Consider the following 24,142-nt stretch of genomic DNA (forward strand, 5'->3'; position numbering starts at 1 on the left):
GATCTGGATCAGGCGTTGTTGTCGGCGGCCGGGTTCGGCAACACCGGTGCGGAGTTGTTCAACAAGGGTGGCCCGTACCTGGCGCGCGGCGCCGAAGACCTGGTGCCGACGGCGCAGTTGCTGGACACCTACAGCCCGGAAATCTATTGCTTGATGCGCAATAACTACGACGCGCTGCCCGCCACCGCCGCGGCCGAGGGCGGTTTCAACGGCTACTCGTTGAACATGGACACCGAGGTGCTCTCCGGGCTGGGACTGATCGCAAACCCGGTGTCCGCGGTGCCGGTCATCGCGTCGCTGGTCGGCGGCGTAGCCGGCGTGGTCGGCGGCGCGCCCAACCCCTACATCTATCCCGAGAACCTGCCGCGTCTCAACGCCCGCGGCGGGCCGGGTGGCGCCCCGGGGTGCTGGCAGAAGATCACCCGCGATCTGTGGCCGGCGCCCGAGCTGATCATGGACACCGGCAACAGCATCGCCCCGTACAACCACCTGGACACCGGATCGCCGTATGCCATCGAGTACGTCTGGGGCCGCCAGGTCGGCGACAACACCATCAACCCGTAGCGCTACCCGCCGGCCGTGGCTGCGGGTGAAAATGCTTACCCGCCAACCTCATTCGCTGTGAAGGCGGACCGCGGCCGCTCAGGCCTGAGAGGCCGCCTCCTGCCGTGCGCGGGCTTTCACGTCACGCCCCGCGCCGGCCGACATGGAGGCGGCCTCACCACGAGCCAGACCGACCGTCGCGACGATCACCACGACGAGCGTCCCCGCGAGGACGAACCACTCCCAGCCGCCGGCTTCCAACGTCTCGCCGAGCACCAGGATGCCGAGGATCCCGCCCACCACGGGCTTGGCCACGATGATCGTCGGCAACGAGGCGGTGAGCGCGCCGGCCCGGTACGCGGATTGGTGATAGATCATTCCGGCCGCCCCGCAGAACACCAGCGCGTACAACTCGAAGCTCCGCCACACGTGCCCCGGTTGGTGTTCCAGGATGTCGACGACGCCCTTCATCAGGACCGCAAAAACCGCCAACAACGTGCCGGCCACCGCCGCCAGCAGCAGCGCCGCGATCGGGCGATCCGCCCAGAGGCGCGCGCCGAGCAAACCCAGCAGCAACAGCGGGCCGATCACCGCGGCCACCACGATCCACGTGTGCAGCGGAGCCCGCTGCTGGCCGCCGGTCGGGTCTCCGATCGAGATGAGCGCCGCCAGCGCCACCGCCAGCACCAGCGCCCACGTCCACTCGCGGCGGGTGATCGGATTGCCCGTCATCCGCACGTAGATCGGCAAAGCGAACAGCAGCGCCGTCACCTGCAACGACATCACCAGCAACACCGAGCCCTTGTCCAGCGCGGCGGCCAGCAACACGTAACTGCCGATGTCCCCCAAACCGCCCAGCCACCAACGCTTATCGCGCAGCAACATGCCGAACAACGTCAGGTGGCCCACTCGTTGGTCGGTGACCTCCTGCGCGGACCGTTGCCGGACCACGTTGCCGATCGCGGACGCCAGCGCGGCGCACAGGGCGAGGATGGCCGCCAAATGCGTGTCGGACATGGCATTACCTCCTCACTGGGTGCGGTTGCGCTATCCATCCAATCTAGCCGCGACCCGCGCGGCAAGCGCGCCGACGGGTTGCCCCCGGCGCAGCCGAGTCAGAGCGGGAATTTCGTCTTGGTCAGCCGCTCGGACAGTTCCCAGAGGGCGGCGGCGGTGCCGGCGCGCTTTGCCGGCCAGTTGCGCCACGTCGGCTGGGTGCGGCCGTACAGTCCGAATCGCGGCCCGACGAAGGTGTCGCCCGGCAAATCCTGCGAGGCCGCGTACAACGTCGGGCGGGCGCCGAAATCGGCGTCGGTGGAGACGATCCGGTCCACCGCCAGGACCGCCGCGTCGCCCAGCTTGCGGCCGGAGTTGCCCTGCAGGTTCGTGTGCGACCAGCCCGGGTGGGCGGCCAGGGCGCGCAGCGAAGTGGGGACACCATCGAGGCGCCGCTGCAGCTCCTTGGTGAACAGCAGGTTGGCCAGCTTCGACTGGCTGTAGGCCAGCCACGCCGAATACGGCCGCGAGTCGAAATTCAGGTCCTTGAGACTGATGTAGCCGAAGTGGTGCATCAGCGAGGACACCGTCACCACCCGGTCGGTCAGCTTGGGCAACAGCAGGTTGGTCAGCGCGAAATGGCCGAGGTGGTTGGTGCCGATCTGGCCCTCGAAGCCGTCGACCGTCACCGCGTGTTTCGTGGCCATGATGCCGGCGTTGTTGATCAGCACGTCGACCGTGTCGATGCCGTCGGCAAAGCGCCGCACGGACGACAGGTCTTGCAGGTCGAGCTGCCGCACCTCGGCTTTGCCGGTTGCCGGGCCGGTCATCCGCGCGGCGGCGGCCCGACCCTTGTCGGTGTTGCGGACGGCCAGGATAACGTGGCCACCTGCCCGAACCAGCTCGCGGGCGGTGATCTCGCCCAGCCCGGCATTGGCCCCCGTGATGACGATGGTTCGTCCGGCGAACGAGGGCAGCTCGGCTGCGGTCCAATCGGCCATGGCAGACACCCTAACTTCGCACTTGCGACGGTGGCCGCCGGGCCGAGGGGTCGTGCGGCGGTATGCAGGAGCGTTACTGATACCCCGCTGCGCGCGGGTATCGTGCCTGGGATGACCAGCGAAATCCCACCTGAGCGGTTGCCTGGCACCCGACCGGGGCGGAATTTCGTCGGGTGCGAATCGGGGTTCGCGGCATGTATCTAGGCGTCATCGTCAATCCGAAAGCGCGGCGAAATCGCGCCGCATCCCGCGACCGCATCGACGAATTGCGGCGCACCGTCGGCGCCTGGGGCGAGGTGCACGAGACGCACTCGATCGAGGAGCTGCGCGACACCATCGCCCATCTCGCGCCCCGCGTCACCCACCTGGTGGGCGACGGCGGCGACGGCGCACTGCACTGGTTGATCAACGAGATCGAACAATGCGTCAGCGATCCGCAACGCTGGCCCGCGTTCGTCCCGACCAACGGCGGCAGTGTCAACGCCGTCGCGCGCAAGGCCCGGGTGCGCGGACGGCCCGAAGCGATCGTCCGTGCGCTGACCGACGCCGCCAAGGCGAATCAGCCGCCGCCCGAGGTGGACCTGGACACGTTGGTGCTCGACGGCGCAACCGCCGACGGCGAGGGGTTTCATCGGCTCTGCTTCGGGCTGGCGGCCGGGGGCGTTGGCAACCGGTTCTACGACCGGTATTACGACGCACCCGACCACAATCGGCTGGCCGTCGCGCGGGTGATCGCCCGCAGCTTCGGTGACTACATCACCTCCAAGGTCGCGCCGAGCCGGGTGAAGACGCCGAATTACGCGTCCATCCTGTTCACGCCGACGCGAGCCCGCGTGGTGATCGACGGCGAGGAGGTCCCGTCGCGCACGCATAGCCTGCTGCACGCCGGCGCGATCGACCTGCGCATCGGCGGCCCACTTCGGTTGTTCCCCAAGGCTTCCGAGCCCGGCGCCCTGCATTTTCAGGCCGGATTCCTGCGGCCATCCAAGATCGTGGTGCAGCTTCCTGCGGCCCTGACCAACGGCATGCTCCGCGGCGACGGGCTGCGCGACGTCAACGGCCACGAGATGATCATCGAAGCCGAGGACGACCCGCTGTCGCCCATCATCGACGGCGAGCGTTTCCTCGGCATTATGAAACTGGTCGCCCGCGCGGGCCCGCGCATCCGCGTCGCCCGACCCGCCTAGCGGCTACCGCCCGCGACGTCACTTGGATCCGCCCGGCCGCAGGTAGTTCGGCCTCGGCCCGCGGACTTCCCGAACCCCGTCCAATGCCATCGGATAATTGCGTTTTTTTCTTTGCGGTTTCGGCAATACATGTAACGACGTTAAAATCTTATTTCGGCCGTCGGCGCACCGCGGTTGACGAATAGGAAATGCGTGAATTCACAGATACGTAGTTCAGTATTTCAGGCGGTAGGACCGTGGTAGTGCCTGGTCATATACCACTGAGATACTGAAGTCCGTATGCGCGGAAATCAGCATCCGTGCAATTAATTCCGGCGGGTAAGTTTATCCTGTGAATGTAGTGTGTGATGGCCATTAATGCTGCTCGAGGTTTTGCTCGGGGCGGCAGTGCAGCGCTACATTGGTCGTATATTCACGACGTAAGTCGTTCTCGGGCAGAGCCAACCTGGAAGGGGATCACTCCTACGATGGAGACGCTGATCGATTACCTGCAGATGTGGGAAGCGCAGAAGCCGGACCAAACCCTCTTCCGGTTCGTCGACGCCGACGGCCGCGAACTCGAGCACTACACCTACCAGGCCTTCGCCGACCGCAGCCGTGAGCTGGCCGCCTACCTGTCCAAGGAGGCGGGTCTGAAGTCGGGGGACCGTGCGCTGCTGGTCTACCCGCCCGGTCTGGAAATGATCGCGGCGCTCTATGCCTGCGCCCGCATCGGCGTGATCGCCGTTCCAGTCAGCCCTCCGCTGCCGATGTCCTTCGATTCCGGGCTGGCCAAGCTCAGCTTCATCGCCCGCGATTGCCAGGCCACGGCGGTGCTGTCGACAAAGCAGTTCGAATACGACTTCCGCCTGTTGCTCGGTCAGCGCCATGGCGAGCAGCTGTGGACAAGCGGGTCCGACGCCGGCCTGCCGGAGCTGCCGTGGTACGCGACCGACGGGGCGCAGGACTTCGGCGGCGCCCCGGTCGCGGACACTCCCGGCGAGGTGCTCTTCCTGCAGTACACCTCGGGCTCGACCAGCGATCCCAAGGGTGTGATCGTCACCCACGCCAACATCATCGCCAACGGCTTCGCCTTCAGCGGCGGCGAAGTGGTGCTGGCCTCGTGGCTGCCGCAACACCACGACATGGGGCTGATCTCGGCCTATATGTTCGTCGTGTTGCTGGGCGGGACCACGCATGCGATGTCACCCCTGGACTTCCTCGCCCGGCCGTCGTCCTGGCTTCGGTTGATCAGCGACGTGCACGCCACGCACACGCCGGGACCCAACTTCGCGCTCGAATACTGCCTGCGCGAGGACAAGCTGCCCGCCTCCGAATTGGCCGGCGTCGACCTGAGCAGCCTCGAATGCATCGTGGTGGGAGCAGAGCCGCTGCGCGCCAACACCTTCGCTCGCTTCCGGCGGCGGTTTGCCGAGTACGGTCTGCGGCCCGAGGCGCTGACCGGCGCTTACGGCATGGCCGAATTCACCCTGACCGTGTCGATCCGCGGGCGCCAGACCATTGCGGTGAACAAGCGTGGGCTGGAGCGCAACGTCGCCCGCGTCGAAAAGGCGCTGCCGGAGAACAGCAATCAGGTCACGCTGGTCAGCTGCGGTAAGCCCATCGAGGGGGCCCTGGTTCGCATCGTCGATCCCGAATCGCGGCAGGCGCTGCCCGACGGCCGGGTCGGCGAGGTCTGGCTGGCCGGACATTCCAAGGGGGCCGGGTATTGGAACCGACCGGAGCTCACCGCGGAGATGTTCGGCGCGCGTGTCGCTGGCGATGACGAGCACACCTACCTGCGGACCGGCGATCTCGGCTTCCTCTACGAGGGCGAGCTTTTCGTCTGCGGCCGCAGCAAAGACCTGATCATCGTCCGCGGCGTCAATTGCTACCCCTCCGACATCGAGGCCGTCGTCGAGCGCACTTCCGCGCAGGTCCGCAACGGCTGCGTCGCCGCCTTCTCGGTCGAGCACGACGAGTCCGAAGCGCTGATCGTCGTCGCCGAGGTACGCGACGAGAACAACCTTCCGGACGCCAAGGCGATGGCCCGCGCGATCCGGCGGCACTGCCACATCGATCCGCACGCGATCGTCTTCGCGCCGCCGCGCAGCATTCCCAAGACCACGTCGGGGAAGATACGGCGCTCGTCGACCCGCCAACTGTGGCGCGACGACAAGCTGCCCACCTTCACCAGCTGGATCAACCAGTCGGCCAACCGAACTCACGAGGGCGCGGGTGCGGGTCCGCTGGACCGCTTCCGCAACCTCATCGAGAGCTACGACCTGACCGGTGACGAGGACTGCTCGTTCGCCGACCTCGGCATCGACTCGCTGGCCCTGGCCGAACTTCGCACGGACCTGCAGGCCCTACTGGAGGACAACGGCGCGGGCGAGCTGGCCGACGAGGTCAACACTCGCCTCCTGCAGCGGTTGACCGTGTCCGAATTCTTCGGGCTGATAAGCCAATTCGGTGAGGGGTCCGGACAGCCGCTCGACGCCCTGCGCCGGGCGCTGGATCAGATCTCCGCCGAATACGAGGCCCAGGAGGCGGCCCAGATGCGGGCCGACGCGGCACTGCCGCTGCCGGAGCTGGCACCCGCGCGACCGGGTGAGCCCACCGATCTGCTGCTCACCGGCGCGACCGGATTCCTCGGGCCGTTCCTGGTCAGCAGCCTGCTGGCGCGGACCTCGTACACGGTGCACGCACTGGTGCGCGCCACCGACGCCGCGCACGGCCTGGACCGAATCGTCGCGTCGCTGCGCCGCGCCCAGCTCTGGACGCCGGCGCTGGAGGCCGACGTCCGCGCCCGGGTCCGCGTCGTCCGCGGCGATCTCGCCAAGCCCGCGCTGGGCATCGGCGAGGCGGCCTTCGCGCAACTGGCGCGCGACGTCGACGCGGTCGTGCACAACGGCGCCCTGGTCAACTACGTGCGTACTTACGACGCCCTGCGGCCCGCCAACGTGGAGGGCACCCGCGAGCTGTTGCGACTCGCAATGACCAACCACCGCAAGGCTTTCCACCTGGTCTCCAGCACGTTCATCTACGGCTGGAGCACCGAGCCGGTGGTGGGGGAGTGGGATGCCAACGAAAAGATGGCCGGCCTGGACTTCGGTTACTCGCAGACCAAATGGGTTGGCGAGCAGCTGGCGCTGGCCGCGCAGCGCAAGGGACTCGACGTCCGCATCTACCGGCCGTCGCTGATCTCGCCGACCCGTGCGGGCTACGGCAGCCAGGACGACATCCTGGTGCGGCTGACGGCGTTCATGATCGAGCACGGGGTCGCCGTCAACGCGCTCAACCAGATCAGTCTGTTGCCGGCGGACTTGATCGCCGACCACATCGTCACGCTGATGGGTCTGCGGGACGAGTCGGGCAGCGTGTTCAACATGACCGCGGACGACTACTACAACCTCACCGACGTCACCCGCATCCTGTCCGAACGCTACGGGTATCGCTTCGACTACCACGACATCGCGTCCTTCACCGAGCAGCTGAACCGCCGCTGCACGCCGAATGACCAGATGTATCCGCTGGTCGACTTCCTCACCCGGTCGGCGGACAAGATCGCGGCGATGCGGGACAAGCGCTACGACAACACCCAGTACCGCCACCGGCGGGGGCTGGCCAACGTCCGGCTGCGCGAGCCGGCCCTGACCGAGACGGTCGATCATCTTGTCCGGTTCTTGCGCAACGAACGGTTGATCACTGAGGTAGAGGACGAGGCGCAGCGCAGCGCCTAGCGTTACGACTTGGCGTGAGTACGACTTGGCGTAAAACGGACGCGGCGATCGCAAGCGCGGCGAAGCCGGGCGCAGCGGGTCGTCGCAAGACGGAAAGGGGTGGCGACGATGTTCACCGTCGACGACAAGGCAACGGGCCCGCATGACGCCTCGCTCGACCACGAGCGGATCGTCCTGCAGGCGCGTGACGTCGACTTCGACTGGTCGACGCTGCCGTTCTACTACGTGCCCAACGAACCCTTCACCACCCACTTCTGCAACGTGCTGCACCTGTTGCTGCCGGCGGGTGAGGAGTTCATCGTCGACGCCTTCAAGGACACCCTGCCGCTGATCAAAGACGATCAGCTGCGGCGCGATGTGCAGGGATTCATCAGCCAGGAGGCCATGCATTCCCAGGCGCACGCGGGGGTGCTGGGGCATTTCGCGGTCAAAGGCATCGACGTGACGCCGTTCACCGACCAGATGCGTTGGCTATTCACCCAACTCATCGGTGACCGGCCGCGGTGGAGCCGGCGCCGGCGGCAGAGCTGGTTGCTCGAGCGGGTGTCGATGGTCGCCGCGCTCGAGCATTACACCGCCATCCTGGGCGAATGGATTCTCGATACCCCGCAGCACGACGCCATGGGCACCGACCCGGTGATGCTGGACCTGTTGCGCTGGCACGGCGCCGAGGAGGTCGAGCACAAGGCGGTCGCCTTCGACACCATGAAGCACCTGCGGGCCGGGTACTGGCGACAGGTGCGCACCCAGCTGCTGATCACGCCCGCCCTGCTGTGGTTGTTCGTCCGCGGCGTGCGGTTCATGTACTCCGTCGACCCCTACCTGCCGCCCGGCACCAAGCCGCGCTGGCGAGACTACTTCCGCGCGGCGCGACGGGGTTTGGTGCCCGGGCCATTCCAATTCCTCCGGGTCATCGGCGCCTACTACACGCCGAGTTTCCACCCGTCCCAGCTGGGCGGGGTGGGACGCGCGGTCGACTACCTGGCCCGCTCACCCGCCGCCCGCGCGTCGCACTGACCATGACGACCGAACTCGCTTCGACCATGGTCGCCGCCTCCGACGGGGTGCGGCTGGCGGTGCACACCTACACCGACATCGACCCCGGACGGCCGACCATCCTGGCCATCCACGGCTACCCGGACAACCACCACGTGTGGGATGCGGTGGCAACGACATTGGGCCGCCGCTTCAACGTCGTGGCGTACGACGTGCGCGGCGCCGGCCAATCTTCCACGCCGGCAACCCGTTCGGGGTATCTGCTCCCGCAGCTGGTCGCCGACGTCGGCGCGGTGATCGACCGCCTGGGCGTGGACTCGGTGCACCTGCTGGCCCACGATTGGGGATCGATCCAGGCCTGGGCGGCGGTCACCGACGACTCGGTGATGGACAGGATCGCCTCGTTCACGTCGGTCTCCGGTCCCCACCTGAACTATGCGGGCAGGTTCCTGCGGTCGGCGCGCACTCCGCGCGCGCTCCTCGAGGTGATCAAACAAATCGTGGCCTCGTCCTACATCTGGTTTTTCCTGTGCCCGGGGGCGCCCGAGCTGGCGATCCGGTCCCGGGCGACGGTGAAAGTCTTTGAAGCGGTTGAACGTATCGGGGGATCGAGCGCCGGCAGCGAGCGCGGCGCGGCGTACCGCTCGGTCGACGACTACCTCAACGGGCTCAACCTGTACCGCGCGAACATGCCGGCACCGATCCTGTCGCCCCCGGCGCGGCTGCCACAGACCAACGTTCCGGTGCAGGTACTCATCGCCCGCCAGGACTATTTCGTATCGCCCGCCCTGCAACGGTTTACCGGCTCCATCCCGGCCGGCGGCAGGATCGTCCCGATCGAGGGCGGCCACTGGGTGGTCACCGCGCACCCCGACGTCGTCGCCCGGCTCACCGGCGAGTGGGTCGACCTGATCGCCCAGTCCGCCGGCCGTCGCGGCATCGGTCAGATGTGAGGATGATTGTGGCACAGACTATTTGGGAGAACATACCGGCCGATCTCTACGGCCGCCGCAAACGCGACCGCATGTACACCGCGTTGTATGGGGTCGGTGCGCTGTTCGGCGGCATGGCGTCGGCGTCGCGGTGGACGTCCTCGCGCGTGGAGTCGGTGCGGCGCACCACCACCGCGGTGGTCACCCATCGCAAGCTGGTGGCGCCCGATGTGGTCGCATTGACGCTGGCCGACCCGGCCGGTGGACTGTTGCCGTCCTGGACACCGGGCGCGCACATCGACGTTCGGATGCCGTCGGGTCGCCGCCGCCAGTACTCGCTGTGCGGTTCACCCGGCCGGCGCACCGATTACCGCATCGCGGTGCGCCGCATCGCCGACGGCGGCGGTGGTTCGATCGAGATGCACGAGGCCTTCGCGGTGGGGGACACATTCGAGTTCGAAGGGCCCCGCAACGCGTTCTACCTCGTCACCGACGAACGCGAGGTGCTGTTCGTGATCGGCGGCATCGGGGTGACGCCCATCCTGCCCATGATGCAGGCGGCCCAACAGCGCGGAATCGATTGGCGCGCCATCTATGCCGGCCGCAGCCGGGATGACATGCCGTTGCTGGACGAGGTGGTGGCCGTGGCCCCCGACCGGGTCACGGTGTGGGCCGACGACGAGCGCGGCCGATTCCCCACCGCGACGGACCTGCTCGCCGACGCCGGGCCGACGACGGCCGTCTACGTGTGTGGTCCCACCGCCATGCTGGAATCGGTGCGCACCGCGCGTGACGAACACGCCAACGCGCCACTGCACTATGAGCGTTTCGGCCCGCCTCCGGTGATCGACGGGGTCCCCTTCGAGCTGGAACTGGCCCGCTCCCAACGGGTGCTCAGCGTGCCGGAAAACCGGTCGGCCCTGGACGTGATGCTCGATCGCGACCCGACCACCGCCTACTCCTGCCAGCAGGGGTTCTGCGGCACCTGCAAGGTGAAAGTGCTTGGCGGGCAGGTCGATCGGCGGGGGCGCACCGCAGAGGGCGACGACGAGATGCTGGTCTGCGTTTCCCGGGCGAAAAACGGCCGCGTGGTGATCGACGCCTGAGCGCGGTGATGCGCCACTTGTGACCTCCCACCATGCAGAATGGCGTGGTGCACGGATTCGGCTTTCACACCTTGGCGTTGCTCGCCGCTGTCGGGATGGCCGGCCCGGTCCTGGCTTCGGTCCGGCGCCTGCGGATACCGGTGGTGGTCGGTGAATTGGTCGCCGGCCTGGTGATCGGCCGGACCGGCTTCGACGTGGTCGATATCGCCGACCCGACGTTCCAGGTGCTGGCCAATATCGGCTTCGCGCTGGTGATGTTCGTGGTGGGCACCCATGTGCCGGTCCGCGAGGCCGCAATGCGTTCGGTGTTTCCGGTGGCCCTGGGGCGCGCCGTGCTGAGTGGAGCCGTCGCGGTGGCACTGGGTATCGGTCTGGCCGCGACATTCGGGACCGGCCACCCCGCGCTTTACGCGGTCCTGATGGCCTCCTCGTCGGCGGCGCTGGCGTTGCCGGTGATCGATTCGCTCGGGTTGCGGGGACGTCAGGTACTGTCCGTCATCACGCAGATCGCCATTGCGGACACCGCCTGTATTGTGCTGCTGCCGTTGGTGATTGACATCAAAAGGGCGCCGACGGCGGCGCTGGGGGCGCTGGCGGTGGCGGGATTCGCGGCGGCGCTGTTCGTGGCGCTACGCACCGTCGACCGCAAGGGCTGGCGCAAACGCCTGCACCGCTATTCCGAGATGCACCGGTTCGCGCTGGAATTGCGGACCAGCCTGCTGGTGCTGTTCGGGCTGGCGGCGCTGGCCGTCACCACCCACGTGTCGATCATGCTGGCGGGTTTCGCGGTGGGCCTGGTGGTCGGTGCGGTCGGCGAACCGCGCCGGTTGGCACGCCAACTTTTCGGCATCACCGAGGGGTTCTTCAGCCCGCTGTTCTTCGTATGGCTGGGCGCCTCGTTGCAGGTCCGCGAACTCGGCGCGCACCCGAAGCTGATCCTGCTGGGTGCGGGACTGGGATTCGGTGCGATGCTGGCGCATTGCGCCGGACGGCTGCTTCGCCAGCCGCTCGCCTTCGGGGTGCTTTCGGCGGCGCAGCTCGGCGTGCCGGTGGCCGCGGCCACCATCGGCACCCAGGAACACCTCTTGGTCGCCGGAGAGGCGTCGGCGCTGCTGTTCGGCGCCCTGCTGACCGTCGCGGCGACGTCGATCGCGGGCACGCTGGCCGCGCGCGGCCAGGGCGCAACCCAACCGGGCGAGGCCGTGCAGACCCCGCTACGCCATGCTTAGGCGATGCCGAAGAAATCGTTGCTTGCGCCGACGCAGCCGGATTCCGGGCGGGTAGAGCTGGGCACGTGGCGAGCCGCCGGGCTGAGCATGGCGCTGATCGCGTCCGCGGCGTCGTACGGGTTGGGCGCGCTGCTCGGGGCGGCGGTCGTCATTCCGGTGATCTACGCCCTGGCGCGATTGCGCGGCCATGCGCCGGACGCGCGCAGCACCGCCGAGTTGATCGGCGCCACCCTGGGTCCCAGGGCGGGATTCGCGGCGGGACTCGTTCAGCTGCTCGCCTACCTGGCGCTAGCGGCCAAGTTCGCCACCACGCTCGGATTGCTGCTGCTGCAGCTGCTTTCGCCCGGCGACGACCCAACCGCGATTGTGTCATGGCTCCCGGTCGGCGCCGCGGCCGTGGCGCTCGTCATCGGAGCCGCCGCCTGTTGGGCCCCCACTCGCGTCGTGGCGTCGCTGGCACTACCGCTCGTGCTCGCGGGCCTGCTCCTCTACGTCTGCCTCGCGGTCGCGGTGACTGCCCTCGTCGCGCTGAGCACCGACCCCGTCGTCATCGGAACGGCCGCGGCGCCGCGCCCGCTGTCCGGCCAGCTGGTCGGCTTCGGCCTGGGGATGGTGGGCGTCGAACTGCTCACGGTCCGCAGTGCACGCATCGCCAGGCCGGGACGATCCATGTCGCTGGCCACCGTGGTGGTCGCCGCGGCGGCGGTGGTGTTGTGGGTGGGCGATCACCGGGGTGTGGCGGGGCCGTGGCGATGGAGCGCGAAGATGCTGGCCGAGGCGGTGCCCGAGTTCTACGCCGACGAGGGCCGGCGGTGGATGGCGGTGGCCGGCATCGCGTTGGCCGTGGCCGCCGCGCTGGTCTCCGGGTGGGCCGCGGTGCGCGCAGCCGCGGGCCTGGCGGTCATGCGCGAGGCGACACCGAACGCCGGTCTGCGACTGGGGGTGGTGGGGCTCGTCGCGGTGGTTGCCGCCGCAGTCTCGGCGCACGGTGCGCGCGGGATCGGGCTGGTCATCCTCGGCGCGGCGCCCCTGCTGCTGATGGCGCTGTATGTGTTTGTCACAGAGGCTAATTCGCGCATTCCCGGTGACAGCGTGGTGACCTGGTGGGTCCGCCTGCTGATGCCCGCGCTGGCGGTCGTGGTCGTGGTCAAACCGCTGGCGGACTCCGGGTTCGCGCCGGTGCAGGTGGCGACGGTGGTAGCCGCGGTGCTCGGCGTGTTCGCCGCGGGCGGCGCGGCGGCGCTGCTGGCACCGTCCCGGGGTCTTGCCGCCAAATCTGAGTAGTCTTACGGATCCCCGCCAATGGGCCGCTGCCGCAGGCTTATTGGCATGACCGTTCCCAACAGCATGTCGAAAACCACCGCCGCCTTCTTCGTTCAGGCCGCCGTCGCATTCGCGATCAGCTTCGTGGCCGCGCTCGGCGGAATCTACTTCCTCCCACTCGACCCCTGGCCACGGTTGTTCCTCGGAGTCACCTTCCTCTTCCTGGTATCGAGCGCGTTCACCCTGGCCAAGGTGATCCGCGACCAGCAGGAGGCCGCCACCGTGCGGGTGCGGCTCGATGAGGCCCGCATCGAAAGGCTGCTGGCCGATTACGACCCGCTCAATGCCGCGGGCTGAGTAGTACTACTCAGGCTCAACGCGTAGAAGTGCGCATGATCCGGGCCGCGCTTTCGGCGATGCTTCTTCCATCGCACCAATCGTTCTCCACCGCAACGCTTTGCATTCACAACACAGAAGGGCAGTAACGCTCCCATGACAACCCTTGTCAGGTTTCCCGACGTCGCCGAGGTGGCCGCCCGCACGCCCGCCGACCGCGACCGCGTCCTGGACGTCATCCGCATCACCTCGCTGATCGGCGTGGTGCTCGGCCACACCGTGATGGCCATCAGCATCATCGAGAACCACGTCCTGATCTGGGACAACCTGCTCACCACCTCGGCGCTGTTCCAGGCGATGACGTGGCTGCTGCAGATCATGCCGCTGTTCTTCTTCGCCGGGGCGGCGGCCTGCGTGTCGTCCTGGTCTCCCGGCACCAACTGGGGAGACTGGCTGATGAAACGCTGCACCCGGCTGTTCCGCCCGGTGTTCTACTACCTGGCATTCTGGGCCGTGGCGCTGACCCTGCTGTATCGGGCGCTGCCCCAACACATCTACGAGCCGATCGCCGGCGTCAGCACGCAGCTGTTGTGGTTCCTGGGAGCCTACGTCCTGGTGCTGGCCGCCATGCCGATGCTGTACCGCATCACCACCGCCGGCCGCCTGGCCGCCGGGGTGGCCGCCGTCTACGGGACGATCGCGCTGATCGATGTGATCCGGCTGCACTGGCCGGCGATGATGCCGCTGGGTTACCTCAACATGGCCGTCTGGCTGATTCCCGCCATGTTCGGCGTGGCCTACCGTGGGGGCCTGCTCAGTGGGCGCGCCGCGGTGGCCGTCGCCGCCGTGTTCTTCGCCGTCGATGTCGCGCTGGTGCACTGGGGGCCGTATCAGATCAGCATGGTCGGCACCGGCGATCACCAGCTGTCCAACACCAGCCCGCCGTCACTGCTCCTGGCGGGGCACGCAATCATCCTGAGCGCGTTGGCAATCGCGGCCGCCCCGGCGATCGCACGCTGGGCGCAGCGGCCGCGGGTGTGGTGGTGGACCGCGATCGGCAACTCCGGCGCGATGACCCTGTACCTGTGGCACATGCCGGTGTTGCTGGGCGTGCATCTGGCCTTCGATTACCTCGGCTGCCCGCGTTACCCGGGCGCGCAGGATTTCCTCGCCCTCAGCCTCGCGCAGGTGCTGATCGTGGTCGCCGTGGTGGCGGTGCTGTTCGTCGCGCTGCGGCCGTGCGAGAACAACCCGCTGTCCGGCTGGGACGGCGCACCCGCGGTGACGTCGCGCGGGCGGGGCGCAATCGTGGGTGGCCTGTTGTGCGTGGCCGGCGTGGCGCTGCTTGCCGCGATCAGGTGGGGGCTCAAGGACGACGGGCTGGTGTGCATGGCCGTGGTGGTGACCGGGCTGGTGACCGCCCGGATCGCGGCCGGGCAGCCGGCGAAGCGGCCGCACACGGTCACCCGGTAGCCCAGATCGGTTGACCCGCGGGGAAAGTGGTGCGGTTATCCGCCCGCCCCGCGGGTCACGGCTCTTCGTCCAGGCCGTGCTGGATGGCGTAGCGGGCCAGCTCGACCCGATTGGCGACCTGAAGCTTGCGAAAGGTCGCCTGCACGTGGTTCTCCACCGTGCGGTGGCTCAACGAGAGCCGCTCGGCGATCTGCTTGGCGGACAACCCTTTTGCGACGTGACGCAACACCTCCGTCTCGCGGTCGGTGAGGCTCGGGCGGGCGGGGCCGTCGTCCTTGTTCTGGTCCTTGTTCTGCGCGATCCGCCGGTATTCACCCAGCACCAGCCCGGCCAGGCTCGAGGTGAACACGGCGCGGCCGGCGGCCGTGGCCGTCACCGCCTGCGCCAGTTCGGATTTCGAGGCGCTCTTGACCAGATACCCCGTCGCGCCGGCCTTGACCGCCTCCAAGACGTCTTCGCGTTCGTCGGAGGCCGACAGCACCAGCACCCGCGACGACGGTGACACCGCCAGCACCGCGGCGGTCGCCTGGGCACCGTCGCCGTCGGTCAGTTGCATGTCCATCACCACCACGTCGGGCTTGACCACGCCCGCCCGCCGCCGCGCGCTGGCCACACCGTCGGCGGTGGCGACCACGGTGAACCCGTCCTCGGCCAGGTCGCGGGCGACCGCGTCGCGCCAGATCGGATGGTCGTCGACGACCATCACCGTCGTCGGCGCCCCGACGTCCGCCTCGTCATCAGCCCCGTCATCCGCCATGGCGTCCCTCCCGGCGCGGCACGCACAACTCCCACTCGGTGCCCTCCCCGGGGTCGCTGTGCACGTGGGCGCTGCCGCCCAGCGACGTCAACCGCCCCACGATCGACTGGGAGACGCCGAGGCGGCCCTGCCGTGCCGCTTCGGCGAGCCGGCCGGCGGCAATCCCCACGCCATCGTCGCGGACGCTGACCACGATCGAATCGCCGAGATCCTCCACGAGTACGAACGCGTGCGCATCCGGGCCGGCGTGGGCGACCACGTTGTCCAGGGCATTGCCCACCGCGGCGTCGAGTTCGGTTCCCGCCCAACGCCCCAGCGGCACCGCAGTTCCGGGCAGGCTGATCGACACCCGATCGTTTTCCCGGCACCGCAGCAGCGTGCGCAGGTCGATGGTGTCGCCGTCGGCGTCAGGATCGATGTCCGTGCACGCCAGCCATCGCCGCAGCGCGCGTTCCTGCTCGCTGGCCAGGTCGGCGAGTTCTGCTGTGGCGCCACCGATTTCATGACCCTTTTTGGCGACCAGCGCCAGCACCTGGATGGCTCCGTCGTGGACCTGCCGGGACAGCCGGTCGCGTTCTTGGACCGCCGCCGTCAATTCGGCCGCCCGCTGCAGCTCGTCGTGGGAGCGCCGCGCGGTCTGGGCGGCCATCCCGATCGCCATGCCGATCGCCAATTCGATGATGACGGTGGCGTTGTGGCCGAGGTTGAGGGCGAAATAGTTCTTGACGACGAAATTGGTCGCCATCACCGCCAAACCCGTCAGCATTCCGCCGGCGGGACCGAATTGTATGGCGGCGGAAATGGTGGGATTACTGGCCCACAGGGTCGTCGGCCAGGTCTGGTTCTCGGCCGCCCACTGTGGGCTCGCGACGAGGTTGTTCGACCACATCAGCGCGACGACGACCAGGAGCTCGGCGAGTACCCATGCCGGTTTGCGGCCGAACCCGCGCAGGTAGGCGAACGCGCACGCCGCGCTCCAGCCGATCAGCCCGGCGAAAAGCACCCAGCCCAGCACCGGCCGAAGTAGGTCCGGGTTGATCGCGATCTGGAAGCCGGTGGCATAGACGCAGCTCAGCAGCCGGAACACTTGCGCCGCGCGCCACAGCGGCGTGGTGGGATCGGGGCCGTGATTCGCCATCGTGGCCAGCATAAGGGCGCACGGCCCCGCCGCCGGCTATGAACACGTTGCCGCCCCGTGGGCCCGACGCAACCGCGGGTCAGGCATCACCCGGCCGTGATCCGAACCGGAACCGGCGGCCGGTGATCGTTTCCGGGATGATGCGCACGTAGTGCGTCTTTTCGGACGTCGTCCACGGCAACACCTGTGCGCGTTCGGCTTCCTCGAGCTCCTCGGGGGTGCGCAGCGAACGCGCGGTCCCCCTGATGACCACACTCCACCCTTCGGCGACGTTGTGGTCGTCGACCTCGAACAGCACCCGATTGTTGATCGCCGCACTGATCAGCTTGGTTCCCTCCGCGGTGCGGAACAGGACCGTGCGTCGTTGGACGACGTAGTTGACGGGGAAGATATCGGGCTGACCGTCAGCGTAGGTCACCAGCCGCCCCAGCGTCAGACCCGCGAGCAGATCCCAGCATTCGTGCACCGGGAGGATGGCGACTCCTTGGTCGATCGCTGACATCAGGTAATCCCTTCATAAACGCGCGATTTCGCGCTCGCAACGCGGGGCGCCCTCAAGGCTATTGGCCGGCTTCACCGAATTGCGGCGGCCAAAGGTCCCATCCCGCGGGGACCAAAGTCGTTGAACCAGTTGTTCGCCAACAGCAGCGGCGCGGTCGGCATTGCTGATTGTCAATCGAAAATGTGGGATATTGAATTCGGCTGTCGCAATTCGGGCGTGTGCGCGATCAGCAGGAAAGGGCCTGCCATGGTTAAGGTGTTCTTGGTCGACGACCACGAAGTCGTCCGCCGCGGTCTGTGCGATCTTCTCGCCGCCGATCCCGAACTCGAAATCGTCGGCGAGGCCGGCTCGGTGGCGGAGGCGAAAGCGCGGATACCCGCGTTGCGGCCCGACGTGGCCGTGCTTGACGTTCGCCTTCCCGACGGCAACGGAATCGAACTGTGCAGGGACCTCGTGTCCGACCATCCGGACCTGCGATGCCTGATGCTGACGTCGTTCACCTCCGACGAGGCGATGCTCGAGGCGATCCTGGCCGGCGCCAGTGGATACGTCGTCAAGGACATCAAGGGCATGGAGCTCGCCCATGCGATCAAAGAGGTGGGTGCGGGCAAGTCCTTGCTGGACAACAGGGCGGCTGCCGCGTTGATGGCCAAACTGCGCGGCACCGCTCATCAGGAAGACCCGCTGTCTCGACTCACCGAGCAGGAACGCACGCTGCTGGGGCTGCTCGGCGAAGGCCTGACCAACAGGCAGATCGCCGCCCGGATGTTCCTTGCGGAGAAGACGGTGAAGAACTATGTGTCCCGGTTGTTGGCCAAGCTGGGGATGGAACGTCGTACCCAGGCGGCGGTCTTCGCGTCGAAGGTGAACCAGCAGTCCGGCCCACCGGCGGCGGCGGACTGACGCTGCGCGGCCCATCGGGTCTCAACGAATCTGCTTGTCGCACAGACCTTTCCGAGGCTAAAGACGCGCTCTACTCGGGCTGGCGGGAGGGTTGAACGCGCTCGTGCGCGGTCAGCATCAGGTGGTCGAATTCCGACTGGGACGCATTGGCCAACCCGACGCGGCGGAAGTCTTCGGTGATCTGCTCGGCCAGCGGCCGGAGCTTGATATTCGCTTCCTGGGACAGCCATCTGAGCAAGTCGAAGGCCGCACGGTCGCCGATGCCGTAGATCAGCATGAGCATGCCCTTGGCTTGTTCGATGCCGGCCCGGTTCTCGCTGATCTCAGCGAGTTTCACACTCATGGCGTCCTGCTGCGCCTGCTCGTGCGGTGGCGAGACGTCGATGTAGAACCCGTGCGTTCCGATCACGTCGCCGTCGTCGTCGAAGATCTGGTCACCGACGACCATGACGTGGCGCACGTTCCCCAGCGTATCGATGATCCGGTGGCGGGTGCTGAACGCCTGGCGGGTATCGACTATCTGGTCGATGGTGGCCGCGACGTGTCCGCGGTCGTCGGGATGCTTGTGTGACAGCACCAATTCGGTGGTCGGGGTGACGCTGCCGGGTTCGTACCCGTGCATGCGTTGCACTTGTTCGGACCATTCCCAGTGCTGGTCGGTGAAGTAGAACCGAAACCAGCCCGCCGGTTGCGCAGCGCCGCCGGCCAACGCCTGTTCGACGTTGACGGTTTGGCCGTCGAGTTCCCATTTCATCGTGTATCGGGCCTCCCTGGTACCGGGCGGGACGTTCGCACCGGTGGCCTAGGGGCCGGCGGCGGGCGGCGGTTGCAGGGGTAGGCACGCGTGCGTGCCTGACCGACCGCCGCCCGGCCGCCGGTCGGTCAGGCGTTGATGACCTCGCGCTGGGCGGCGCCTTCCCCGACGGCTCGGGGCGTGTCGCCGCGGCCGACGGTGATCTTGCGCGGCTTGGCCCGCTCGGCCACCGGAATGTGCAGGCTCAGAACGCCTTCGGCATAGGAAGCCTCGATCTTCTCGGTATCGAGGTTGTCGCCGAGGACCAGCTGGCGGCTGAACACGCCGCGCGGCCGTTCGGTGGCCAGCATCTCGCGGTTGGGATCGACGGCCGGTCGTTCAGCGCGCACGGTCACCACATTGCGCTCGATGTCGATGTCCAGTGAGTTGGCATCGATGCCGGGCAGGTCGAATTCGACGACGAAGTTCTCGCCTTCGCGCCAGGCGTCCATCGGCATCACCGCCGGCCGGGCGGCGGTACCGAGGACCTGTTGGGCGAATCGGTCGAGGTCACGGAAGGGATCCGAACGCATCAGCATGGTGGTCACCTCTCACTCCAATCTAGGCGGTGGGTCGGCAATTTCCTATGTCTAATGACATAGGTTTTGTATAACACCGTCGACAGACTCATGCAAGTGTGCTAAACAGATTTTCTGAGCGGTGAGCTAGCGACCTTGAGCGGTGAGCTGAAGGAGATGGGTGATGGCCGAGTACCGCGGCGACGCGGGTGCGCCCTCGTCCGACCATGGCGTGTACGGCATCTCGGTGGCCGCCGAACTGTCCGGGATCGCGGTGCAGTCGCTGCGGCTCTACGAACGGTACGGCTTGATCACGCCGGCCCGCAGCCGGGGCGGAACCCGCCGATACAGCGCCGACGACCTGATGCGGCTGCGGCGCATCAGCGAGCTGGTCGAGTCGGGGGTCAACCTGGCCGGGGTCGCACGCATCCTCGATCTGGAAGACCACAACGCCACGCTGTCTGCGGCCAACACCGACCTGCGGTCCACCAACCACACTCTGCGAGAAGCCGCGAAGAAGGCGAAACCGGTCGAGCCGGGCACACTGTAGAGCCCTCGCGGATTGCACCGGCCGGCGCCGGGTACTCGTCCCGCTATGCCTTTGAGGAGAAGCGATGGGTGAGTTGACGGAAACCGGTGCTCAGGTCGCCGGTAGTGCGCGGCAGGAGGCCGACGCCTACCGCGGCGACAACGTCCGGCCGCTGGGCGGCTACCTGGTGGTGATGGTCGTCTACGGCGTCGTTGTGGTGGTCGCGACCCTGGCCGCGCTGGCCAGCGGGCGCACGCTACCGGCGCGGTGGCGGGTCCAAGACCTGCTCATCCTCACCCTGGGCACCCACAAGCTGTCCCGAACGCTGACCAAGGACGCGGTGACCAGCCCGCTGCGGGCGCCGTTCACGCAGTACGCGGGCACGGGCGGACCGGCGGAAGTCCACGAAGAGGTCCGGGAGCAAAGCCAGCTCCGGCACAGCCTCGGCGAGCTGCTGACCTGCCCGTTCTGCCTGGACATGTGGGTCGCCACCGGGTTCGCCATCGGCCTGGTGTTCGCGCCCCGGTTCACCCGGCTCATCGCCGGTGTATTCAGCGCGCTGGCCGGCGCGGACTTCCTGCAGCTCGCCTACGCGATGGCGCAACAGTCGGCCGAGGGCTGAGCCGCGCGCTGACGCTCCGGATCAACCCGTCTTCGGCATCGGAATGCCTTCGCTCGCCGTGAATTGCGCGTCGTTCTCGGAGGACAACCCGATGGAGACGACGGAGCGGGTGAACAGGGCATCGGTCAGGTACGCCAGCGACACGGCCCACCGGTTGACCCCGCGTGGAATCGCGTAGAGGTGGTAGGACCTGGTCACTGCTTTGGCGGGCAGGCCGGACAGATGGATGTTGAGGGGATTCGCCACCGCGTAGCGCGGTCCGAGGTCGACCACCAGGCCGAGGTTGCGGTGCTTGTATTCCTTGCTGCTGCCGTACCCGAGGCTGGCGGCCACGTTGCGGGCCAGTGCTTTGCCCTGCCGGGTCGCGTGCTGGGCGGTCGGCGGCGTGACCTTTCCCGGTTGGGTCAGGTCGGGCACCGCGGCCGCGTCACCGGCCGCGAACACCTCGGGATGATCCGGTACCTGCAGATCGGGCTGCACGGTGAGCCGGCCCTTTTCGGTCGGCAGGCCCAGGTCCTGGATCAACGGTGCCCCGGTCACCCCCGTCACCCAAGCGATCGTGTGCGTCTCGATGCGCGAATCATCGCTGAGCACAACGTGATCGGCGTGCGCCTCCTTGAGGGTGATGCCGAGCCGGACGTCGATACCGCGCTTGCGCAACACCTTGAGCGCGGCGTCGCCCAGCTTCTTTCCCACCTCGGGCATCACCTGGTCGGCCAGGTCCAGCAGCAGAAACCGTACCTGTGCGGGGTTGAACCCCATTTGCTTGGCCGCCGCGTCGGCCAGCGCCCGCAGCTGCGCCACCAGCTCGGTGCCCGAATACGACGCGCCGACCACCACGACGGTGCGTCTGGCCGCGGCCACCCGGGGATCATCCTCGATGTTGGCCAGTTCCAGTTGTTCGACGAAATGGTCACGCAGGTATAGGGCCTCGGCCGTGGTCTTCAATCCGCGCGCGTGTCTGGCAAGCCCCGGGACATCGAACAACCGGGTCACCGAGCCCGGGGTCAGCACCAGCCGATCCCAGGACATGGAATGGCTGCGCTCTTCGGGATCGCAATAGGTCACCGTGCGGCGGGTGAAGTCGACGCCGTCCACGCGGCCGCGCACGGCGCGCACGCCCTTGAGCGAATTGGCCAGGGGGACAGCGACGAAGCGGGCATCGACGACCCCACCGGCCACGTCGGGCAGCAGCGGCGTGTACAGCATGTAGTCGACCGGGGAGATCATCGTGATGTCGACAGGTGCACGGCGTCGGCGCAGAATGCGGGCCAGCCGACGGGCGCAGGTGAATCCGGTGAAGCCACTTCCCACGATCACAATGGAGGTCACTGATCCGAGTGTAGGCGGCCTCGCCGAACGGATCCCGGCCCCCATACCCCCGTTGTAGCTGCAGCCGCCGCGAAAACCGTTGGCCAGGAGCGTTTATCGCCGGTTCCGGCAAGAGACCCTGACGAACCTCGTCTACGGTGCAAGACCGGGCCCCGCGCATCGCTCGATGAGTTCGTTATCCGGCCTTGTGCTTCGCTGTATGGCTCATAGACTCAGTATTTGGCGTCCGCATTAGCGAACGTGCCGATGTCGCCGTGATGGCAGGGGACAGGGGCTCCGCGGCCAGGACTGCATCGAGGGGTGATGGTTATGCGGGACGGCAGTGCCACGATCGTCAATCAGCTCGTCGAGCTGGTGAACAATGTAGGGCGCGACCAGTGCGATACGACGGCCGGGCTGCACGAACTCATCGACAACGGGGTGCACCACGTCACCGGCGCCCAGTATGCGGGAATCACGCTGGCCGAGAAGCGCAGGTCGGTCAGCAGCGTGGCCGCCACGCACCGCTACCCCATGGTGCTGGACGCGATTCAGAACAGGTTCGGCGAAGGACCCTGCCTGACCGCGGCCTGGGAGCACCACATCATGCACATCGCGGACCTGTACGTCGACCAGCGCTGGCTCCGCTACCGGCGCTATGCGCTCGAGCAGACCCCGATTCGCTCCGTCTTGTCGTTCGAGCTGTTCATCGACGGCAGCAGCATGGCCGCGCTCAACTTCTATGCCGACGCCCCGCGCGCGTTCAGCGCCGAGTCGGTCGAACTGGGCACGGTGTACGCCACCCATATCGCTTTGGCCTGGTCGATGATGCGCCGTCAGGACCAATTCCGCAGCGCCCTGGCCTCGCGCGACACCATCGGGCAGGCCAAGGGCGTGATCATGGAGCGCTTCAACCTCGACGCCGTCGAAGCTTTCGAGCTGCTCACCCGGCTCTCGCAACAGTCCAACACCCGGCTGGTGGACATCGCGGCCGCACTGATCGACGCCGAACACCCGCTCAAAAGCCGGCGCTGAATGTGGCCGCCGACGGGCGGTTTTGCGGCAGTCAGGGCATCGGAACCGGTGCCGGCCGGCGCTCGGCGATGAGCCGCTCGCCGAGGTCGTAGTCATCGTCGGCGTTGTAGGTCAGGACGCCGACGACGACATCACCCGCGTCGTACCACACCGTGAAGCCGTCGCCGTGATCGAGCAGCCGGCTGCGTTCGTACCCGTCGCCCCAAGCGTGGTACTTCAGGGTCGCATCGCCGACGGTGGTCCAAAAGCCCGGCACCGCATCCCAATTCGCCTGGCGGCCCGCCGCGGACGTGCCGGCGATCGACCCTTGGTCGGCCGCGTCCTGCCAGTGCTCGGTGGCCACACGGCGACCGGCGACTTCGTGATAGGCCAGCGCGACGTCGCCGGCGGCGTAGACGTCGGGAGCCGAGGTGGCCATATCGGACCCCACCACAACGCGGGACTGGTCCACCCGCAGGCCCGCCTCGGCGGCAATCCGGCTCTGCGGCGCCACACCGGTCGCCGCGAGCACCAGGTCGCAGTCGATGGTGACACCGTTGTCCAGGCGCACACCCGCTTCGGTGATTTCCTCGACCGTCACCCCGCCGACGTGGCGGGCGCCGGCCTCGCCGACCAGATCGCGCAACCGCGCGGCGGCCTCGCGGCCCAGCCGCTTCTCCTGCGGAAGTTGCGCCGGCGCAACCACAGTCACCGAGATCCCACGCAGCGCCAACGAGGCGGCGGCCTCGCAGCCGATGAATCCCGAGCCGATCACCACCGCCGAGGAGGCGTTTGCGGCGGCGGCGCGCAGCGTTCCGGCGTCGGCCAACGAGCGCAACAACAGCGCGCGCTCCCCGCCGGGAAACGGCGGTGGCGCGGGCGCTGCGCCGCACGCCAGGATCAACGCGTCGTAGCCGTACCTCTCATCGCCGATGTACACGGCCCGCTCGGCGAGATCCAGCCGCTGGACCGGCGCCCCGCCGATGAGCTCGATCGCCCGATCGCCGAACCAGCGCGGCGGGTGCAGGTCGACGTCATCGGTATCGCCGCGCAGGTATTCCTTGCTCAGCGGAGGCCGGGCGTAGGGCGGATCGATGTCGGCGGTGAAGATTCGCACCGGAGTGTCGGCGTCGTGTTCACGGAACGACTCCGCCGCGCCAACCCCGGTCGGCCCGCTGCCCACGATCACGACTCCGGATCCCGACTGACTCATCACGGGGTGATACCCGCGCCGCGGGGCTTGAATCGAGCCTCGGTCGGCAGTGGTGACC

At 67.8% G+C, this 24,142-nt stretch carries 23 protein-coding genes; 14 read left to right on the forward strand and 9 right to left on the reverse strand.

Annotated features, from left to right (window positions below; all coding sequences use genetic code 11):
- Window positions 1-564: MCE family protein (locus tag A5688_RS20655; RefSeq protein WP_207546718.1), on the forward strand; the 564-nt coding region annotated here is incomplete at its 5' end.
- Window positions 565-642: 78 nt separating this feature from the next.
- Here the strand turns inward: A5688_RS20655 and A5688_RS20660 are convergent.
- Together A5688_RS20660 and A5688_RS20665 are read right to left on the reverse strand one after the other, a co-directional pair.
- A complete protein-coding gene (locus A5688_RS20660; RefSeq protein WP_067910548.1) occupies window positions 643-1,560 on the reverse strand; it encodes a DMT family transporter in 918 nt (305 codons plus the stop codon).
- Window positions 1,561-1,658: 98 nt separating this feature from the next.
- A complete protein-coding gene (locus tag A5688_RS20665; protein ID WP_067910546.1) occupies window positions 1,659-2,540 on the reverse strand; it encodes an oxidoreductase in 882 nt (293 codons plus the stop codon).
- Window positions 2,541-2,734: 194 nt separating this feature from the next.
- Here A5688_RS20665 and A5688_RS20670 point away from each other — a divergent pair, with 194 nt between their 5' ends.
- The 9 genes from A5688_RS20670 to A5688_RS20710 all read left to right on the forward strand — a co-directional run bounded on the left by A5688_RS20670 (window position 2,735) and on the right by A5688_RS20710 (window position 14,784).
- On the forward strand, window positions 2,735-3,727 hold the full coding sequence (locus A5688_RS20670; protein ID WP_067839480.1) for a diacylglycerol/lipid kinase family protein: 993 nt from the start codon (window positions 2,735-2,737) through the stop codon (window positions 3,725-3,727).
- Window positions 3,728-4,194: 467 nt separating this feature from the next.
- Window positions 4,195-7,449 carry a thioester reductase domain-containing protein gene (locus tag A5688_RS20675; RefSeq protein ID WP_067910543.1) on the forward strand — a complete coding sequence of 1,085 codons (3,255 nt, stop codon included), beginning with the start codon at window positions 4,195-4,197 and terminating at the stop codon, window positions 7,447-7,449.
- A gap of 108 nt (window positions 7,450-7,557) precedes the next feature.
- Window positions 7,558-8,466: a metal-dependent hydrolase gene (locus A5688_RS20680; protein WP_067839493.1), complete on the forward strand. Its 909-nt coding sequence runs from the start codon at window positions 7,558-7,560 to the stop codon at window positions 8,464-8,466.
- A 2-nt stretch (window positions 8,467-8,468) separates the two neighbouring features.
- Window positions 8,469-9,398 (forward strand): alpha/beta fold hydrolase, encoded by a 930-nt coding sequence (locus A5688_RS20685; protein WP_067910540.1) that lies wholly within the window; start codon window positions 8,469-8,471, stop codon window positions 9,396-9,398.
- A gap of 2 nt (window positions 9,399-9,400) precedes the next feature.
- Window positions 9,401-10,483, forward strand: coding sequence for a PDR/VanB family oxidoreductase (locus tag A5688_RS20690; RefSeq protein WP_067910537.1), 1,083 nt, complete (start codon window positions 9,401-9,403; stop codon window positions 10,481-10,483).
- Between the two features lie 32 nt (window positions 10,484-10,515).
- Window positions 10,516-11,712 carry a cation:proton antiporter gene (locus tag A5688_RS20695; RefSeq protein ID WP_067910534.1) on the forward strand — a complete coding sequence of 399 codons (1,197 nt, stop codon included), beginning with the start codon at window positions 10,516-10,518 and terminating at the stop codon, window positions 11,710-11,712.
- Between the two features lie 3 nt (window positions 11,713-11,715).
- Window positions 11,716-12,996, forward strand: coding sequence for a hypothetical protein (locus A5688_RS20700; protein ID WP_067910531.1), 1,281 nt, complete (start codon window positions 11,716-11,718; stop codon window positions 12,994-12,996).
- 45 nt (window positions 12,997-13,041) lie between these two features.
- Complete coding sequence (locus A5688_RS20705) at window positions 13,042-13,332, forward strand: YiaA/YiaB family inner membrane protein (protein ID WP_036473574.1); 291 nt, start codon at window positions 13,042-13,044, stop codon at window positions 13,330-13,332.
- 135 nt (window positions 13,333-13,467) lie between these two features.
- Window positions 13,468-14,784, forward strand: coding sequence for an acyltransferase family protein (locus A5688_RS20710; RefSeq protein ID WP_067910528.1), 1,317 nt, complete (start codon window positions 13,468-13,470; stop codon window positions 14,782-14,784).
- 55 nt (window positions 14,785-14,839) lie between these two features.
- Here the strand turns inward: A5688_RS20710 and A5688_RS20715 are convergent, their stop codons facing one another.
- The 3 genes from A5688_RS20715 to A5688_RS20725 all read right to left on the reverse strand — a co-directional run bounded on the left by A5688_RS20715 (window position 14,840) and on the right by A5688_RS20725 (window position 17,181).
- Window positions 14,840-15,541, reverse strand: coding sequence for a response regulator (locus A5688_RS20715; RefSeq protein WP_067910525.1), 702 nt, complete (start codon window positions 15,539-15,541; stop codon window positions 14,840-14,842).
- Window positions 15,531-16,691, reverse strand: coding sequence for a MacS family sensor histidine kinase (gene macS / locus A5688_RS20720; RefSeq protein WP_067839460.1), 1,161 nt, complete (start codon window positions 16,689-16,691; stop codon window positions 15,531-15,533). The genes A5688_RS20715 and macS overlap by 11 nt, the downstream gene beginning before the upstream one ends.
- Window positions 16,692-16,758: 67 nt before the next feature.
- Window positions 16,759-17,181 carry a pyridoxamine 5'-phosphate oxidase family protein gene (locus tag A5688_RS20725; RefSeq protein WP_067839457.1) on the reverse strand — a complete coding sequence of 141 codons (423 nt, stop codon included), beginning with the start codon at window positions 17,179-17,181 and terminating at the stop codon, window positions 16,759-16,761.
- 246 nt (window positions 17,182-17,427) lie between these two features.
- Between A5688_RS20725 and A5688_RS20730 the strand changes: the two genes are divergently transcribed.
- Window positions 17,428-18,084: a response regulator transcription factor gene (locus tag A5688_RS20730; protein ID WP_067839454.1), complete on the forward strand. Its 657-nt coding sequence runs from the start codon at window positions 17,428-17,430 to the stop codon at window positions 18,082-18,084.
- Between the two features lie 70 nt (window positions 18,085-18,154).
- On the opposite strand, the gene A5688_RS20735 is transcribed toward A5688_RS20730, so the two are convergent.
- Both A5688_RS20735 and A5688_RS20740 read right to left on the reverse strand, forming a co-directional pair.
- A complete protein-coding gene (locus A5688_RS20735; RefSeq protein WP_067839451.1) occupies window positions 18,155-18,838 on the reverse strand; it encodes a PAS and ANTAR domain-containing protein in 684 nt (227 codons plus the stop codon).
- A gap of 128 nt (window positions 18,839-18,966) precedes the next feature.
- Window positions 18,967-19,416 (reverse strand): Hsp20/alpha crystallin family protein, encoded by a 450-nt coding sequence (locus A5688_RS20740; RefSeq protein WP_067839488.1) that lies wholly within the window; start codon window positions 19,414-19,416, stop codon window positions 18,967-18,969.
- 163 nt (window positions 19,417-19,579) lie between these two features.
- Here A5688_RS20740 and A5688_RS20745 point away from each other — a divergent pair, with 163 nt between their 5' ends.
- Both A5688_RS20745 and A5688_RS20750 read left to right on the forward strand, forming a co-directional pair.
- Window positions 19,580-19,945, forward strand: a complete 366-nt coding sequence (locus A5688_RS20745) for a MerR family transcriptional regulator (RefSeq protein ID WP_067839448.1) — start codon at window positions 19,580-19,582, stop codon at window positions 19,943-19,945.
- A 64-nt stretch (window positions 19,946-20,009) separates the two neighbouring features.
- The gene (locus tag A5688_RS20750; RefSeq protein ID WP_067910522.1) at window positions 20,010-20,546 is read left to right on the forward strand and encodes a DUF1360 domain-containing protein; all 537 of its coding nucleotides are present in this window, start codon (window positions 20,010-20,012) and stop codon (window positions 20,544-20,546) included.
- A 21-nt stretch (window positions 20,547-20,567) separates the two neighbouring features.
- On the opposite strand, the gene A5688_RS20755 is transcribed toward A5688_RS20750, so the two are convergent.
- The gene (locus A5688_RS20755) at window positions 20,568-21,878 is read right to left on the reverse strand and encodes an NAD(P)/FAD-dependent oxidoreductase (RefSeq protein WP_067910519.1); all 1,311 of its coding nucleotides are present in this window, start codon (window positions 21,876-21,878) and stop codon (window positions 20,568-20,570) included.
- A gap of 309 nt (window positions 21,879-22,187) precedes the next feature.
- Between A5688_RS20755 and A5688_RS20760 the strand changes: the two genes are divergently transcribed.
- The gene (locus A5688_RS20760; protein ID WP_067910516.1) at window positions 22,188-22,892 is read left to right on the forward strand and encodes a GAF and ANTAR domain-containing protein; all 705 of its coding nucleotides are present in this window, start codon (window positions 22,188-22,190) and stop codon (window positions 22,890-22,892) included.
- Window positions 22,893-22,923: 31 nt separating this feature from the next.
- Here A5688_RS20760 and A5688_RS20765 read toward each other — a convergent pair whose 3' ends face one another.
- A complete protein-coding gene (locus A5688_RS20765) occupies window positions 22,924-24,084 on the reverse strand; it encodes an NAD(P)/FAD-dependent oxidoreductase (protein ID WP_067839436.1) in 1,161 nt (386 codons plus the stop codon).
- Window positions 24,085-24,142 lie beyond the last annotated feature (58 nt).

This window comes from Mycobacterium mantenii (assembly GCF_001667865.1).
Lineage (GTDB): Bacteria > Actinomycetota > Actinomycetes > Mycobacteriales > Mycobacteriaceae > Mycobacterium > Mycobacterium mantenii_A.